The 14,912-nt window shown below is 59.6% G+C and carries 16 protein-coding genes, 1 pseudogene and 1 riboswitch; of the genes and pseudogenes, 6 read left to right on the forward strand and 11 right to left on the reverse strand.

Annotation, left to right across the window (positions count from 1 at the left end; genetic code table 11):
- Positions 1–172: 172 nt before the first annotated feature.
- Together F506_RS09010 and F506_RS09015 are read right to left on the reverse strand one after the other, a co-directional pair.
- On the reverse strand, positions 173–1,267 hold the full coding sequence (locus tag F506_RS09010; RefSeq protein WP_053195237.1) for an ABC transporter substrate-binding protein: 1,095 nt from the start codon (positions 1,265–1,267) through the stop codon (positions 173–175).
- 42 nt (positions 1,268–1,309) lie between these two features.
- Positions 1,310–2,296 carry a Bug family tripartite tricarboxylate transporter substrate binding protein gene (locus F506_RS09015; protein WP_144423978.1) on the reverse strand — a complete coding sequence of 329 codons (987 nt, stop codon included), beginning with the start codon at positions 2,294–2,296 and terminating at the stop codon, positions 1,310–1,312.
- Positions 2,297–2,694: 398 nt separating this feature from the next.
- On the opposite strand from F506_RS09015, the gene F506_RS09020 reads away from it, so the two are divergent.
- The 4 genes and pseudogenes from F506_RS09020 (at position 2,695) to F506_RS09035 (ending at position 5,189) form a co-directional block, all read left to right on the forward strand.
- Complete coding sequence (locus F506_RS09020; RefSeq protein ID WP_053201188.1) at positions 2,695–3,372, forward strand: response regulator; 678 nt, start codon at positions 2,695–2,697, stop codon at positions 3,370–3,372.
- A pseudogene (locus F506_RS09025) lies at positions 3,369–3,842 on the forward strand (sensor histidine kinase N-terminal domain-containing protein); the annotation flags it as partial. The gene F506_RS09020 and the pseudogene F506_RS09025, both read left to right, overlap by 4 nt.
- 294 nt (positions 3,843–4,136) lie before the next feature.
- Entirely contained in the window at positions 4,137–4,466 is a 330-nt protein-coding gene (locus F506_RS23075; protein ID WP_053196760.1) for a hypothetical protein, read from the forward strand.
- A gap of 537 nt (positions 4,467–5,003) precedes the next feature.
- The gene (locus tag F506_RS09035) at positions 5,004–5,189 is read left to right on the forward strand and encodes a hypothetical protein (RefSeq protein ID WP_053196762.1); all 186 of its coding nucleotides are present in this window, start codon (positions 5,004–5,006) and stop codon (positions 5,187–5,189) included.
- A 57-nt stretch (positions 5,190–5,246) separates the two neighbouring features.
- On the opposite strand, the gene F506_RS09040 is transcribed toward F506_RS09035, so the two are convergent.
- The 3 genes from F506_RS09040 to F506_RS09050 all read right to left on the reverse strand — a co-directional run bounded on the left by F506_RS09040 (position 5,247) and on the right by F506_RS09050 (position 7,556).
- Positions 5,247–5,648 (reverse strand): response regulator, encoded by a 402-nt coding sequence (locus F506_RS09040; protein WP_053196764.1) that lies wholly within the window; start codon positions 5,646–5,648, stop codon positions 5,247–5,249.
- Positions 5,649–6,006: 358 nt separating this feature from the next.
- Positions 6,007–6,228, reverse strand: a complete 222-nt coding sequence (locus tag F506_RS09045) for a hypothetical protein (protein ID WP_053196766.1) — start codon at positions 6,226–6,228, stop codon at positions 6,007–6,009.
- A gap of 284 nt (positions 6,229–6,512) precedes the next feature.
- On the reverse strand, positions 6,513–7,556 hold the full coding sequence (locus F506_RS09050) for an NAD(P)H-dependent flavin oxidoreductase (protein WP_053196767.1): 1,044 nt from the start codon (positions 7,554–7,556) through the stop codon (positions 6,513–6,515).
- Between the two features lie 309 nt (positions 7,557–7,865).
- On the opposite strand from F506_RS09050, the gene F506_RS09055 reads away from it, so the two are divergent.
- Positions 7,866–8,480, forward strand: coding sequence for a DUF2242 domain-containing protein (locus F506_RS09055; protein WP_083457696.1), 615 nt, complete (start codon positions 7,866–7,868; stop codon positions 8,478–8,480).
- Between the two features lie 150 nt (positions 8,481–8,630).
- Here the strand turns inward: F506_RS09055 and F506_RS09060 are convergent, their stop codons facing one another.
- The 5 genes from F506_RS09060 to F506_RS09080 form a co-directional block, all read right to left on the reverse strand.
- The gene (locus F506_RS09060; RefSeq protein ID WP_407638240.1) at positions 8,631–8,888 is read right to left on the reverse strand and encodes a hypothetical protein; all 258 of its coding nucleotides are present in this window, start codon (positions 8,886–8,888) and stop codon (positions 8,631–8,633) included.
- A gap of 290 nt (positions 8,889–9,178) precedes the next feature.
- Entirely contained in the window at positions 9,179–9,688 is a 510-nt protein-coding gene (locus F506_RS09065; protein WP_053196771.1) for a 6,7-dimethyl-8-ribityllumazine synthase, read from the reverse strand.
- 83 nt (positions 9,689–9,771) lie between these two features.
- A riboswitch (FMN riboswitch) is annotated at positions 9,772–9,945 on the reverse strand.
- 91 nt (positions 9,946–10,036) lie between these two features.
- A complete protein-coding gene (htpX, locus tag F506_RS09070) occupies positions 10,037–10,921 on the reverse strand; it encodes a protease HtpX (RefSeq protein WP_053196773.1) in 885 nt (294 codons plus the stop codon).
- A gap of 109 nt (positions 10,922–11,030) precedes the next feature.
- Positions 11,031–11,336, reverse strand: a complete 306-nt coding sequence (locus F506_RS09075; protein ID WP_053196775.1) for a hypothetical protein — start codon at positions 11,334–11,336, stop codon at positions 11,031–11,033.
- Positions 11,337–11,599: 263 nt separating this feature from the next.
- The gene (locus F506_RS09080) at positions 11,600–12,520 is read right to left on the reverse strand and encodes a GGDEF domain-containing protein (RefSeq protein ID WP_144424028.1); all 921 of its coding nucleotides are present in this window, start codon (positions 12,518–12,520) and stop codon (positions 11,600–11,602) included.
- 375 nt (positions 12,521–12,895) lie between these two features.
- Here F506_RS09080 and cfa point away from each other — a divergent pair, with 375 nt between their 5' ends.
- A complete protein-coding gene (gene cfa / locus F506_RS09085) occupies positions 12,896–14,059 on the forward strand; it encodes a cyclopropane fatty acyl phospholipid synthase (protein ID WP_053196779.1) in 1,164 nt (387 codons plus the stop codon).
- 4 nt (positions 14,060–14,063) lie between these two features.
- Here the strand turns inward: cfa and F506_RS09090 are convergent, their stop codons facing one another.
- Positions 14,064–14,912: an NAD-dependent protein deacetylase gene (locus tag F506_RS09090; protein WP_053196781.1), complete on the reverse strand. Its 849-nt coding sequence runs from the start codon at positions 14,910–14,912 to the stop codon at positions 14,064–14,066.

Genomic DNA, 14,912 nt, shown 5'->3' on the forward strand with positions numbered 1-14,912 from the left:
CGTTTCTGGTGATGAAGCCGCCCGTGTCCCCCGGCATCTCGAAAATTCAGACAAGCCGGGGGCCTGGGAGGCGCAACAGTTGCGCCGCCCATGACGGGTATTACGTGAGAAATGTTGCTGAAAGGCCGCCCGGCTGCACGCCGGGTTGATCAGGACCTGTCGCTGCCGGCGTTTACTTCTTGCCGGCCGCGTCCTTCCATTGCTTGAGGAAGGCCAGGCGCTTGGTCTGGTCCAGGTATTCCAGCAAGTCGGTGTTGACCGGCATCGGCTTCAGGGCGGCGCCGAGTTGTTTCGTCAGTTCAGCCGAGGTGGTCGAGCCGACGACGTCGCCGCGGATCGCGAACAGTTGTGCGTCATTGGCGATGATGGTCTGGCCGCGCTTGGACAGAATGTAGTCCAGCCACAGCTTGCCGGCGTTGATGTTCTTGGCCGACTTGTTGATGAAGATCACGCGCGACAGCACCAGGTTGTAGTCCTTGGTGAAGGAGATGCCGATCGACGGGTCCTTCTTGGCCCGGGTCAATGCATAGGGACCCAGGATGTTGTAGCCGATCAGGTTTTCGCCCGACGAGATGCGTTCGAGCATGGTACCGGTGGAGGACTGCACGCGCACCGCCACGCCGCCGAGCGCTTTGGCGAAGTCCCAGAATTGCGGATTGAGCTTCAGGTCATGCGTAATCAGGCTGAAACCGACGCCGGATTTTTCGATGTCGTAGGTGGTGACCTTGTTCTTGTATTTGTCGAGTTTGGTGGTCAGCAGCCTGGTGAAGTCGGCGTGCGTGGCCGGCACTTCGGCCTCCGGCACCAGACGCTTGTTGTAGACGATGGCAGTGGGCTCGAAGGTGGTGCCGTAGGCGGTGTCCTTCCAGTTGGCCCAGGCCGGGACGGCAGCGGCTTCCGGCGACTTGTAGGCCAGGCCGTAACCTTCCGACGCCAGCTTCATCTGCAGGTCCATCGACGACGACCACATCACGTCGGCGGTCGCGCCGCCGGCGGCGGCTTCGGAGATGAAGCGGTTATAGACCTCAGTGGAATTCATGTCGTTGTACTCCACCTTCACGGCCGGATACAGCGCGCTGAAATCCCGGATCAGCGCTTCGGCCGCCTTGGAATCAGTGGTGCTGTAGACCACGACCTTGCCCTCCTTCTTCGCCGCCTCGACTACCTTGGCGTAATCAGCCGAATAGCCAGACGGACTCTGCGCCAATGCGCTTAAGGACAAACCGGCCAGCGCCAGTGCGATCGTGATGCGGCGTTTTACGAACATGCGAAATCTCCTCTTCAGTTATTCAGAAGCAAGACGGAGCGGTCATCTGACCAACCCCAGTTCCTGCGATTGCTTGCGATATTGCTCAACCACCTTGCGGACGTAGTCGGTCAGCGGCGCGCCGGTCATGGCGAATGGATAGAGTCCGGCGGTCGCGCGCTGGCGCTTGAATTCGTCGGTCGCCATGGTGCGGTCGAACACCGCCACCCAGCGCTGATAGTCGGCGTCGCTGACATGGGCGCTCATGTAGAAGCCGCGAATGATCGGCCACACCACATCGAAACCTTGCTCGCGCGCGGTCGGTACCTCTGCCAGCACACCCGGCAGGCGTTGCTCGGACAACACCGCCAGCACGCGAAATTTCCCATCCTTGGCAGACGAAGCCGCTTCCGAAGCGTCGCCTGAAATCACCTGCACGTGATTCGCCTGCAGGGCGGTGAATGAATCGCCGCCGCCTTCCAGCGCGACGAAGCGGAAGTTGCGCGGATCGACGCCGGCGCGGCGCGCGATCATCGCCACCTTGAGCCAGTCCTGGCTGCCGACCGTACCGCTGACGCCAACAGTGATCTTGCCCGGCTCGCTGCGCATGGCGTCGATCAGCTCGCGCAGGTTCTTGTATGGTGCGTCGCTGCGCACGGCGATCATGCCGTAGTCGACGCCGACGCCGGCCAGCCAGCGCACGTCGGATACGGCGGCCTTGCCATACTTTCCTTGCGCCAGGTTGAGCAGCGAACCGCCCGAAAACGTCACCAACGTGTCGGCGCCGCCGCGGCGCTGCGACACCACCGAACTCCATGCCACCGCACCGATGCCGCCGGGCAGGTAACTGATCTTGACCGGCGCGTCCTCTGTGGCCAGCGGCAAGGCTTTGCGGATCATCCTGCAAGCGCCGTCCATTCCGCCGCCGGGCTTGGCCGGCACGATGCATTCCACCGCACGCGCCGCCTGCGCCGCCGGCGCATGCAGTCCGGCAGCGCCGATGAACAAGGCGCACGCCGTCAACAGATGACGCCGGATGAACGAGTTCATGACAGCCGTCAGACGTCGTGCGAAATGGCAGCCACGCGGTGCAGCGAATACGGGAAAGTACTTTTGCCGGCAGCACGAAAACAAGTACAAAAATAAGTGCGCAAACAAGTGCGATGGCTCATGCCGTGTCTCCGATGTCTGGTTATTATTATTTTTGATTTGACTATGTGGGCGGATGCTACGCGGCCAAACTTTCATTCGGCTTTCAGTGTTGTTAAAGCTTTGCACCACCGGCTGCAAAGCCGCTATTGCAAAGGCCGCGCTTCTGTTAGCATCCGCAACTATCCGTTGCATCGCAGCGCCGGCCGGGCTGATTTTTTTCATGCGGGTCTCCTTGTTGCACTGCACTGCGATTTCATGTGTTTCCGTCATTTCGCTTCTCATTCGGTATCTGCATCATGCGCATTCTATTGGTTGAAGATCATGTCGAACTTTCCCGCTGGATTTCCAAGGCGCTGCAGGATGCGCACCTGACCGTCGAATGCGCCAACAACGGCGATGACGCCGACAGCCTGCTGCTGACGCAGGAGTACGCGCTGGTCATCCTCGACCTGACGCTGCCGAAGATGGATGGCCTCGATGTGCTGAAGCGCCTGCGCGCACGCGGCAGCCGCACGCCGGTGCTGATCCTGACCGCGCGCGGCGGGCTCAACGACCGCGTCAACGGCCTCAATCTCGGCGCCGACGACTACCTCGCCAAACCCTTCGAGCTGGTGGAACTGGAAGCGCGTGTGAAGGCGCTGCTGCGACGCGCTCAAGGAAATGAAGCGGTCACTATCCAGTGCGGCGCATTGAGCTTCGACACGGTGTCGCGCATGTTCACCTATGGCGGCGCGATGCTGGCGCTGACACCGCGTGAACACGCCGTGCTGGAGACGCTGATCACGCGCGCCGGCCGCACCGTCGCCAAGGAGAAACTGTTCCAGGAAGTGTTCTCGCTGGACGACAACGCCAACGTCGACGCCATCGAAATCTATATCCATCGCGTGCGCAAGAAACTCGACGCCGTCGATGAAGGCCGAGTATCCATCACCACCTTGCGCGGCCTCGGTTACCTGCTGCAAGCGGCCGGATGATACGCAACGCCGCCGCGGGACCGGGTAGCCTCGGCAGCCTGCGCAGCCAGCTGATGCGCTGGCTACTGGTGCCGCTGCTGATCCTGGTCGCTCTCGACGCGGTCTCGGTGTATTACAACGCACTGGAAGTGGCCGACATCGCCTACGATCGTTCGCTGCTCGCATCGACGCGCGCGCTGGCCGAGCGCGTATCCGTCGTCAACGGCCAGGTCGTGGCCGACGTGCCCTACGTGGCGCTCGACAGTTTCGAGACCGACACGCTGGGCCGCATCTATTACAAGGTGACCGGCGTCAAGGGCGAGTTCGTGTCCGGCTATGACGACTTGCCGCCGTTGCCGGCCAACGTCAAGCGTTCCGAAGCCTATCCGGCGCTGGTGCGTTTTTACCAGGCCGAATATCACGGCCAGCCGGTGCGCATCGCCGCGCTCTACCAGCCGGTCTACGACGATACGATGCGCGGCATCGCGCTGCATGTCTTTGCATGGGCCGCGCAGCACGATCACGCCGGCCTGGCGCGCAATGCCGCCTATCTGCTGCGGCCTGATGCCTATATCGCATGCGCCGATCCGACGGGCGGCCCTCAGGCGTTCACGGATTACTTCCTGCAGCACGGCCTGCGCATCCATACGGCAAAAGACGACAAAACGGCGGCGCTCCTCTGACACGCGATTGCGGCGATAGCCGACTGCCGCGTCAAGGGTTCTTCTTTAGGATGGTCGCATGCGCCTTGCATTTGCCTGGCGCTCACAACCAAGGAGACCGTCATGCATTCCAAGCTCATCGCAGTTCTCGTCGCCGCAGCTTTCAGCGGCAGCGCATTTGCACAGGCCGGTACCGGCGCTGCCGGCACCAGCACTACCAATGATTCGGCCCAGACCGTCGCCAATGACAAGGACATGTCCAAGTCGAAATCCAAAGCGGCCCGGAAAAGCGCCCGTCAGTCCAAGGATGCCGGCGACAGCCCCAAGGCGCCGGGCGGCGGCAATAGCGGCAGCGGCACGAGCGGCGGCAGCGCTGCAGGCGGTGGCGCCGGCACAGGTGGTGCAGGCAGTGCTGGTGGCGCGGGTAGCGGCGGCGCAGGTAGCGGCCGTTAATCAATTCATCTGCTGGCTGCAATCAGGCTTGCCGCTATGCCCCGCCGTAGCGGCAAACTGAACGGCTCACGTACTCAACTCCTGCCTCGCGACAATCCAGATCACCACAACACAAAGTGCAGCGGCAACTACCGCCAATGCGTGCAAGAGCCAGTCGAAGGTCATGCCGTTTCCTCTCGCGTTCAATTCGCCGCAGCATCATTGCCGGGCATGCGCCAGTATAGAAACGGGCGAGGGAGAAGTTCGTTCACGTTCAGTAAAACGCTGCAAAAATTTGCAAAGAAGGAAGCAAGCTTGCGGACCTTGATAGCCGCGAAACCTTTCCAGGGACATCGACGCTCAGTGAAAACTGAACGGCGAAAAATGATCGAGATGACAAGCAAATGTGCAGTTTCATTTGCAGGATTGCATATTAATTCCGGCGAGCTTTGACAAAGCGACAAGCCAGGGAAAATATTTCACCTTTTCTGCACAAAACATCCCGCGAAAAGCGAAAGGTTCATGCTAGGATTTTGTCATTCAAGGGAGAAAAGAAGAATGCCTGACGGTCACGAATGTGTCGAACTGCCGACCATCATCAACAACGTTGAGTATCTTTTGCAAAGCCGCACCATCGCGGCGGCGGATGGGACTCATCGGCCCGAATACCGGGTGCTGCTGAAAGGTGCGGTAATCAAATCCTGGACAGCGGGCGATATCCGCGCTTACTTCGCCATCGGCTGACGGCGAAGCGACTATCTATCTCATGAGGACCGTCCGATCCTCATGCCTCACTCATCATTACGTCGCCATGTTGGCGCGACGATGAATGATTTTTTCGATTTTATCTTTCAGCGTTGCGGCATTGAACGGCTTGACGATATAACCGTCGGCGCCGGCTTGCGCCGCTTCGACAATATTTTCCTTCTTCGCTTCGGCGGTAATCATCAGCACCGGCAAATGCGCCAGAGATGGTGTCGCGCGGATTTTTTTCAGCAAGGCCAGACCGTCCATTACCGGCATGTTCCAGTCGGTCAGCACAAAAGTGATGGGAGCTGCACCGCCCTCCAGCACTTTCATCGCGGCTGAACCGTCTTCGGCCTCGGCCATCTTGGTGAACTCAAGCTCTTTGAGCAAACCGGTTACGATGCGCCTCATGGTAGAAAAGTCGTCTACCACCAGGAAATATTGATCATCTGCCATTTTTGGGTTAATTGATTCTTGCGAGTTAGTGAGAGCGAGGACTACTTATTTTTAGCTGGAATTCTTCTGTTGCCAGTTTAAAACATTTCCGAAAACTTCAATACTTTACGACACAGTTATCGTATTAATCGATAAAAATTCAAGATTCTTATTTGTTAATAAGCAATATTTTTACGAGATCGTATTGTAAAGACATTTCCCGCCAAGCCGTGTTCAATATCGGCAAAAACGTGATCTATCCGTGCACCGATCGCGGAATATTCAGGTGAAGCTTACGGGAAATACGCTGCCTCTTTCCAAAACAGGAAACAGGCCTGGGTGATGCAGGGATGCAGGCGGATATGCTTCGCCTGCCGTCCTACTTCTTCAACAGTTCAATGGCGTCTTCGGCGACGCTGCGCAAATTGGTGATCGTCGCGTTGAGATCGGCCAGTTCCTTTGCCGTCGGCGGCTCATCCATCCCGCCCTTGACCAATGACGCCTTGACGATCGTCGCCGCCATATGCCACGCGGCGCGATTGTGCGCGTTGATCAATTCCCTACGGATCCGCTCCAGTTCCGTTTTCTTGGTTTTGTCCATCGATTTGTTTTAGCTCGCCGGTTATTCGAATCTGACGGTTGGCGTGGCAACCGATATGTTTCCACACGGAAATATATCACGCAACCCCGACACCATACTATGCATCAATTCTTTCAAGCTCGTGACTCGCATTCATTTCGGTATCTTGATTACGAACTTGGCATTGCGCAATAGACATTACACCGAATTTCTACATCAAAACAAAAATCTACTGAGCTTTTATACCAATTTTTGCGAAGACATGATCCCGATCAATTTATTGGCTCCCACTCCGCTATCCGTACTTAAACCCAACCGGCGGCGAGCTCGCGCGTCAGCTGGGCGGAAGGGATTTCCTTGCAACCGCGCGCATTCTGTCCCGACCACAGCGGTGAAAAATCACCGCTGCCCTGGGCTTCCGCCTTGCTGCGCAACGGCGCAATCGCAGCCGTGGCGAGCGGAAACACTTGCGCGGCGCTGCTCAACGGCCCCAATTCGCGCATCAGGCGATTGACGATGCCGCGCGCCGGGCCGCCGGTGAACAAGGTCGTCAGGGCGGTGTGGTCGGCGGCGGGACCCTTGAGTGCGGCGCGATGCGGTGCGCTGGTGAACGCTTCCGGAGTCAGCATGTAGGACGTGCCGATCTGCACGCCGGCCGCGCCCAGCACCTTGGCTGCGGCCACGCCGGCAGCGTCGGCAATGCCGCCCGCGGCGATTACCGGCACCTTCACGGCGCGCACGATTTGCGGCAACAGGGCGAAGGTGCCGAGCTGCGTCGACAAATCGTGGCTAAGGAAGAAGCCACGATGACCGCCGGCTTCGATGCCTTGCGCGATGATGGCGTCGACGCCCTGCTCTTCCAGCCAGCGGGCTTCCGCGACGGTAGTTGCCGAACACAGCACTTTGGCGCCCCAGCTGCGTACGCGGTCCAGCAAGACCTGATCCGGCAATCCGAAATGAAAACTCACGACGGCCGGCTTGAATTCGCTCAGCAGTTCGGCCGCCTCGGCGGAAAACGGCGCGCGGCCGGCGCCTGCCGGGATGGTGTCGGGATCGATGCCGAACTCGCGATAGTACGGCGCCAGCGCGCTGCGCCAGGCGGCTTCGCGCGCGGCGTCCGGTGTCGGCGGCGTGTGGGCGAAGAAGTTGACGTTGTAGGGTTTGGAGGTACCCGCGCGGATCAGTTCAAGTTCTTTCCGCAAGGCGTCGGGCGTCAGCATCGCACAAGGAAGCGAGCCCAGCCCGCCGGCGTTCGATACCGCGATCGCCATGGCGTGCCCCTGAATCCCGGCCAGCGGCGCCTGAATCAACGGCAGTTCGATACCGAGCAATTTCTGCAGTGTGTCCATGACTGTTCCTGTCCCTCGATTCTTTTCTGCGCTTCATGATGCCGTCAAACCGCTGCCTCGCCGATGGCGCGGCAACTGAAATTTTTACGTCATTAATGGCGAGAAACTTTCATCAAAATTTAAACAAAAATCTTATCTAAATCAAAATACATGTGTTCTGCCCAAGTATAGCGGGCTGCGCCATTTCGCGTCGGCGACTGGCGAGTGGCGACTACTGCACTGTTACCACTCCTTACCTTCTGCTTCGACTTGCGGGCTTGCCGATAATTTACAATCGGGGTATCGAATTACCTTCAGGAGATTCCAGGCATGCGCCGTTCGCTTCCTTTGCCCTTCGCTTCCACCGTGTTGCCGCTCGTGACCGTCGCTTTGCTGGCCGGCTGTTCCACGTCGAAGCCATCGTTTTACCATCAGGAAGATTTCAGCGAAACCGACACTTATTCGCGCAGCTTCGGCGGCAGCGATGCCGCGGTCTGCGAAGCCGCACGCCGCGCCCTGCTGGGCCAGGGCTACATCATCAGCAAGGCGCAGGCCAATATCGTCGACGGCACCAAGAGTTTCCAGCCGGAAGCCGACCAGCATGTCGAGATCGCGTTCCACATTGTTTGCGCCGGCAACGGCAAGGCCGACCAGAATGCCTCGGTATTCGTCAGCGCCACCCAGGACCGCTATGCGCTCAAGAAGACCAACAACTCGGCCAGTCTGGGCGTCGGCGTGCTCGGCTCGGTCTCGATGCCGTTCGGCTCGAGCGACGACTCGCTGGTGCGGGTAGCCAGCGAAACCATTCGCTCGGCACATTTCTATGACCGCTTCTTCGGCGCAGTGGAACGCTACCTGGCGCCGGGCGAGGATGACGCCGCCAAAGCCAGCAAGACCGAACTTGACGGTCCTTTGCTGCAGCCACAAAAAAAGGAGTCCAAATAGGACTCCCTGCGCGTTTTTTGAGCATTTGCCTGATTTTGAGGCGAGCTAGAACATTTCAATAAAATCAACGACTTGCCGACTTTGTACAAACTTGCTCACATGGTTACCCACAGTTTCTGTGGGTAACTGCGAGTAATTCGGCGAGCCGGTTTAGCGGCGGTAGCCGTGGCGATCATAATAGCCGTGACCGTAATAGCGTGGACCATGGCGGTAGTAACCGGGACCGTAGCGGTAGTACCCGCCGCGCTCAACATAAATCGGCGCAGGCGCGTAGTAGACCGGTGCGGGGCGGACATAAACCGGTGGCGGCGGCACATATACCGGTGCGGGCGCGTAGTAGACCGGCGGTGGGGGCGGTGCATAGACCGGCACGCCGATGTTGATGCCCACGCCGACATGGGTAGCCATCGCCGGCGTCGCGAACAGGCTCGCGGCGAGCACGCCGACAGAAATGACTGTCACGGAAAGAAGAGATTTTTTCACGATGGCTCCTTGGAAGTGCCTAAAGGTACTAATACTTTGCTGAGAAATAAGACGTTGAATCCTTAGCTGTATTTAAATCCAATTCGAGACCGGATACCAGTCAGTTGACGGTAAGCCTTGTAACAAGATGCAACAAATTCCTGACGTGGTTTGACACCTGCAATAAAAAAGCGGGCCTCGCTTCAACGAGGCCCGCTTTGTTTTCACCCCCTGCCTCAGGCGGCGTTCAATACGGCCACGCTACCCTGCCCTGCTTCGATGCGGGCAAGTTTGGTCACGGTATCGGCGCAGGCCCGCGCCACTTCCTGGCCCTTGACCACGAAATGCTCATGGAAGAACTGCTGATGCTCGCCGTGCGAATGGAAATGATGCGGCGTCAGCACTGCCGAGAACACCGGCACTTCGGTGTCGAGCTGCACGTTCATCAGCGACGTGATCACCGCTTGCGCGACGAAGTCGTGACGATAGATGCCGCCGTCAACCACCAGGCCGGCGGCGACGATGCCGACGTATTTGCCGGTCTTGGCCAGCAGCTTGGCGTGCAACGGGATCTCAAAGGCGCCGGGCAATTCGAAGAAGTCGATGCCGGATTCGGCGAAACCGAGTTTGGCGATCTCTGCAGTGAAGGAGATGCGGCACTGGTCGACGATCTCCTTGTGCCAGCTGGCCTGGATGAAGGCGATGCGTTTTTTGGCTGGCGAGGTATTGCTGGATGGATGTTGCATTTGTTCAGGACTCCTGTTTGTCAAATAAAAACAGGGCGCATGAAAACCGGCGAGCGCATACGAAATGCATGCGCGCGACAGGTTTTCGTTCTCTTTCATCCGGACTATGACCGTCGGCCCCGGGATCACACCGGGTCTGCTGACCTTGACGGACGGGCGTCCGCCAAGCGCTCGCGGGCTCGCTGCAATGACGCCGGAAACGACGTCGCCACAGCATTACCGCCGGTGGGGAATTCCACCCCGCCCCGAGAACATTGCGGTCGAAAAATGTCGCATCAGATACGATTTTTTCGCCACGCAGGAATTTATCATGGCTGAAAAAAAACTGCTGGCGGCCTCTCGGTTTCCTTATGCAACGGCCCGGCCTTGCAGCGAGGCGATCCGCGATTCGATCGGCGGATGGCTGGAGAACAAACCCATCCACGAACCGCGGCCGGCGATGCCGGAAGCCTGCAGGTTTTGCGGCAGGCCGTCCGCTTCCATGCCGCCGAGGCGACGCAAGGCGCCGATCATCGGCGTCGGCGAACCCATCAGCTTGGCGGCGCCGGAGTCGGCGCGGTATTCACGCTGGCGCGAGAAGTACATGACGATGATGCTGGCGAGGATACCGAAAACGATCTCGCACACAACAACCGTGACCATGTAGCCGATGCCGGGACCCGACGATTGTTCGTTGTTGCGGCGCAAGGCCGAATCGACGAAGTAGCCGACGATGCGCGCGAAGAACATCACGAAGGTGTTCACCACGCCCTGGATCAATGTCAGCGTGACCATGTCGCCGTTGGCGATGTGCGCGACTTCATGCGCCAGCACGGCTTCCACTTCTTCCCTAGTCATGCCTTGCAGCAGCCCGGTCGACACCGCCACCAGCGAATTGCTTTTGCTGGCGCCGGTGGCGAAGGCGTTGGGCGGACCGTCGTAGACGGCGACTTCAGGCATCGTCAGGCCGGCACGCGTGGCGAGGCGATTGACGGTGTCGACCAGCCACATTTCGGTGGAGTTTTGCGGATGTTCGATGACGCGCGCACCGGTCGACCATTTGGCGATGGTCTTGGACAGCAGCAGCGAGATGAACGAGCCGCCAAAACCCATCAGCGCACAGAACATCAGCAGCATGCCGAAGTTGAGGCCGTTGGCGGTCATGTAGCGGTTGATGCCGAGGATGCTGGCGGTGACGCTCAGCACCAGCATCACTGCCAGGTTGGTGACGAGGAAAAGAATGACGCGTTTCATGATGCTTCCTATGCAAAGAGGGCGCGACCGTCCCAGGACGATCGTCGCAGAAAAAACAAATTCGGATAAAAGGATGGCGCCGCGTCACGACGCAGACGCAGGCAGGAGATCAGACGGCCGGAGGCGGCCGCAGCAAATCGATGAACGCGGACGTGCCGCCGCTCACGCGGGGATACAGATGGGGAAAAGGTTGCCAGTCCAGCGGCAAGGTGGCCACAGGCACCGGCAGCGTCTGGTCTTCCAGGTCGGCTTGCACCTTCCGGGGATCAGAGTCGGCGCCGGCTTCGTCATCGGCCGCCTGCGCACTTGCCGGCGTATCCGCATTGTCCGGATCGGAAGCCGGGTCAGAAGCGCTGTCCGTCGCACCAAAAACAATCACGATCGCCTGGTCCGCTGTTGCGGCGGAGTTCGCCATAGGCTCAAGCGCCCCCGCAAACAATTGCAAGGGAAACAGGAATGCCAGCAACAAAAAACAGAATCGGCGCATGGGCGAGGCAATAAGGACCACTGGGTGGCGTTGAAACACAGGGGACAACAAGGGTCGCAAGGGCCGCATTATACGCAAAAGCCGCCAGCCAAGTTACCCACAGAAAATGTGGCCAACCCTGTTGATAACTTGTTTATGACCGCGCGCAAGCCGCATGGGTTCAAGCTTTCGCGCGATTGAGCAGGAATTGCTCAGGAAGCGCTCTGTATCCGGTTGCGGCCATGCTTTTTGGCGCGGTACAAGGCGCTGTCGGCGATCCTGAGCAAGGTCTTGCCCTCGCTGCCCTGGTCCGGGGTCATGGTGCAGACGCCGACACTGATGGTCATATGCTCCTGCACCGAGGATTTCGCATGCGCGATGGCGAGGTCATTGACGCTGGTGCGCAGCCGCTCGGCAAAACGTTCCGCCTGCTCTTCGGTAAATCCCGGAATCAGCATCACGAATTCTTCGCCGCCGTAGCGCGCACAGATATCGGTGGGCCTGCGCATCTGCGCGCGCAGGGTGTTGGCGACAAGTTGCAGTGCCTTGTCGCCTTCAACGTGGCCGTAGTGGTCGTTGTATTGCTTGAAGTAATCGATGTCGATCATGAACAGCGACAGCGGTGTGCGGTTCCTGACGGCGTTGGCCCATTCCACTTCCAGCGCCGAATCGAACATGCGGCGGTTGGCGACGTTGGTGAGGCCGTCGCGGTAGGACAGCGCTTCCAGTTCTTTCTGCAGCTCCGCCAGGCGCGCTTCGTTCTTCTTGCGCTCGGTGATGTCGAACATGAAGCCGATCAGCGCTTCCACTTCGCCGTCCGGTTTGCGCACCACGTGCACCACGTCGCGAATCCAGACATGTTCGCCGTCCCGCGTGATGGCGCGGTAGTCGGCTTCGTGGTCGACGCCGGCCTTCGACTGCGCCACGCAAAAATTCACCACGCCTTCACGATCTTCTGCATGGATGCGCATGGCCCAGTCTTCCACCGACACCCAGCTCTCAGGGGCCCAGCCCAGCAGCGCTTCGATCTGCGGACCGACGTAGGCAAACTTCATGGTGGCCCAGTCGATTTTCCAGGGGATTGCCTTGGTCGATTCAAGGAGGGTTTTGTAGACGGCGCTGTCGGGTTCCATTTGCTTTGGTGCTTGTCTGGTCATGTGGACGTCGGGGTGAGTTGGGCGTGACGAGCCGGGGTGTGATCCGGCCCGCCGTTGGCGGAAAGGAAATTGTCGTAAGAATAACCCGGGGTGTCGGGGGACGCATGAAAACGCGTTGAAAAATGATCGGCAGGTTCGGTGGCCCGTGCGCCGAGGCCCGCAGGGCGCGGAGTTGAGGGCGGTTTCATGCTTGTTGAAAAGTGATAGCAATCGTCAATTGATTTAAAACATTTAATCAATTGTGCAAAAGACTTTCGTCTGATTTATCTTTCAGGACATGACTTGCAGAAAGATTCGACGTTGCCCGAGCAGCGCACTCGCCCCTCAACTCATCAAACAGGAACGCAGCACATGTCTTCGAATGCCTCCACCATCAGCTCGCCCGCCGCACCACAACAAGACTCAGCAATTTTTCGCGCACTCGCCGAGATGCTCGGCCACGGCGGTATCCGCATCAACGGCAATAATCCCTGGGATATCCAGCTGCATCGCGCCGGCGTGCCCGAACGCGCCTTTGCGCAAGCCAACCTCGGCCTCGGTGAGGCATACATGGATGGCGACTGGGACGCCGAACAGCTGGACGAATTTTTCTCGCGGCTGTTGCGCACGCGACTGACCGACAACATCAAGCCCCTGCGGCTGGTAGGTCACGTGCTGGCCGCGAAATTCATGAATCGCCAGAACCTCAAACGCTCGCGCATGGTCGGCGAAATGCACTATGACCTCGGCAACGATTTCTACGCGGCGATGCTCGATTCGCGCATGACCTACACCTGTGGCTACTGGAACACCGCAACCACGCTGGAAGAAGCGCAGGAAGCCAAGCTCGACCTGATTTGCCGCAAGCTGAAACTGAAGCCCGGCATGCGCGTGCTCGATATCGGCTGCGGCTGGGGCAGCTTCATGGCTTTTGCCGCCGAGCGCTACGGCATTGAAGCGGTGGGAGTGAGCATTTCCAAGGAACAGATCGCGCTGGCGAAAGAGCGTCACGGGCACCTGCCGCTCGACTTCCGCCTGCAGGACTACCGCGAACTCAACGAACGCTTCGACGCCATCGTCAGCATCGGCATGTTCGAACATGTGGGCCGTCGCAACTACCGCACCTACATGGAAGTCGCGCATCGCTGCCTGGCCGACGACGGCCTGTTCCTGCTGCACACCATCGGCAAGAACCAGCGCAAGTCCTCGCCCGATCCATGGATCGACAAATACATTTTCCCCAATGGCGATCTGCCGTCCATCGGTCAGATGGGCGACGCCTTCGATCATCTGTTCGTGGTGGAGGATCTGCACAACTTCGGCGCCGACTACGACAAGACGCTGATGGCCTGGCACAGCAATTTCGAAGCGGCGTGGCCGCGTTTCGAGGCGCAACTGGGGGCGCGTTTCCGCCGCATGTGGCGTTATTACCTGCTGTCCTGCGCCGGGGCATTCCGCGCACGCGACATCCAGCTGTGGCAGTGGGTGTTGTCGAAGAAGGGCGTGATGGGCGGTTATCGGCGCGAGCGCATCTGAGGTCCTAAGCCTGTGCTGACCCCAGGCGATCCGCCAGCAAAGGCAGCAGCAACTCCGCTGCCTCCTCGGATTTGATCGCCAGCAAAGGATCGGCGCGCGTGACGCCGCGGTTGATGGCGGCGATCGGTTTTCCGGCTTCTGCAGCCATGCGGCAAAAACGGTATCCCGAAAACACCACCAGCGACGACCCCACCACCAGCACCGCATCGGCCGCCGCCACCGCGCGCTCGGCCGCTTCGCTGCGCGCACGCGGCACGCCGTCGCCGAAAAACACCACGTCGGGTTGCAGCATGCCGCCGCACACCGGGCAAGGCGGCACATGGAAGCCGGCCAGGGCGGCCGTTTCCAGATCTGCATCGCCGTCGGGCAGGGCCGCCGCATCGCTGGCGGCCAGTTCGGGATTGGCGAGTTCCAGCAAGTCCTGCACGCTGCGGCGCGTATGCGTGGCGCCGCAATCGAGGCAGACCACGCGATGGATGTTGCCGTGCAATTCGATGACGTCGCTGCTGCCGGCCTGCTGGTGCAGGCCGTCGACGTTTTGCGTGAGGATGGTGGAGATCTTGCCTGCAATTTCCAGCGCCGCCAATGCGCGGTGGCCGGCGTTTGGCGTTGTTCCCGCCAGCTTGGGCCAGCCGATCATGCTGCGCGCCCAATAACGCCGGCGCATCGCTTCCGAACTGCGGAAGGCCGGACCTTCCATCGGCGCCTTGCCGCGCCGCACGCCGTTGGCGTCGCGATAATCGGGAATGCCGGAGGCCGTGCTGATGCCGGCGCCGCTCAGGACCAGTACACGGCGATGCGGCGCGATGAACGCGGCCAGCGCGTCCACGTCCGCGAAGAGATGGTCTTCCAA

Source organism: Herbaspirillum hiltneri N3, from assembly GCF_001267925.1.
GTDB classification, from domain to species: Bacteria; Pseudomonadota; Gammaproteobacteria; order Burkholderiales; family Burkholderiaceae_D; genus Herbaspirillum; species Herbaspirillum hiltneri.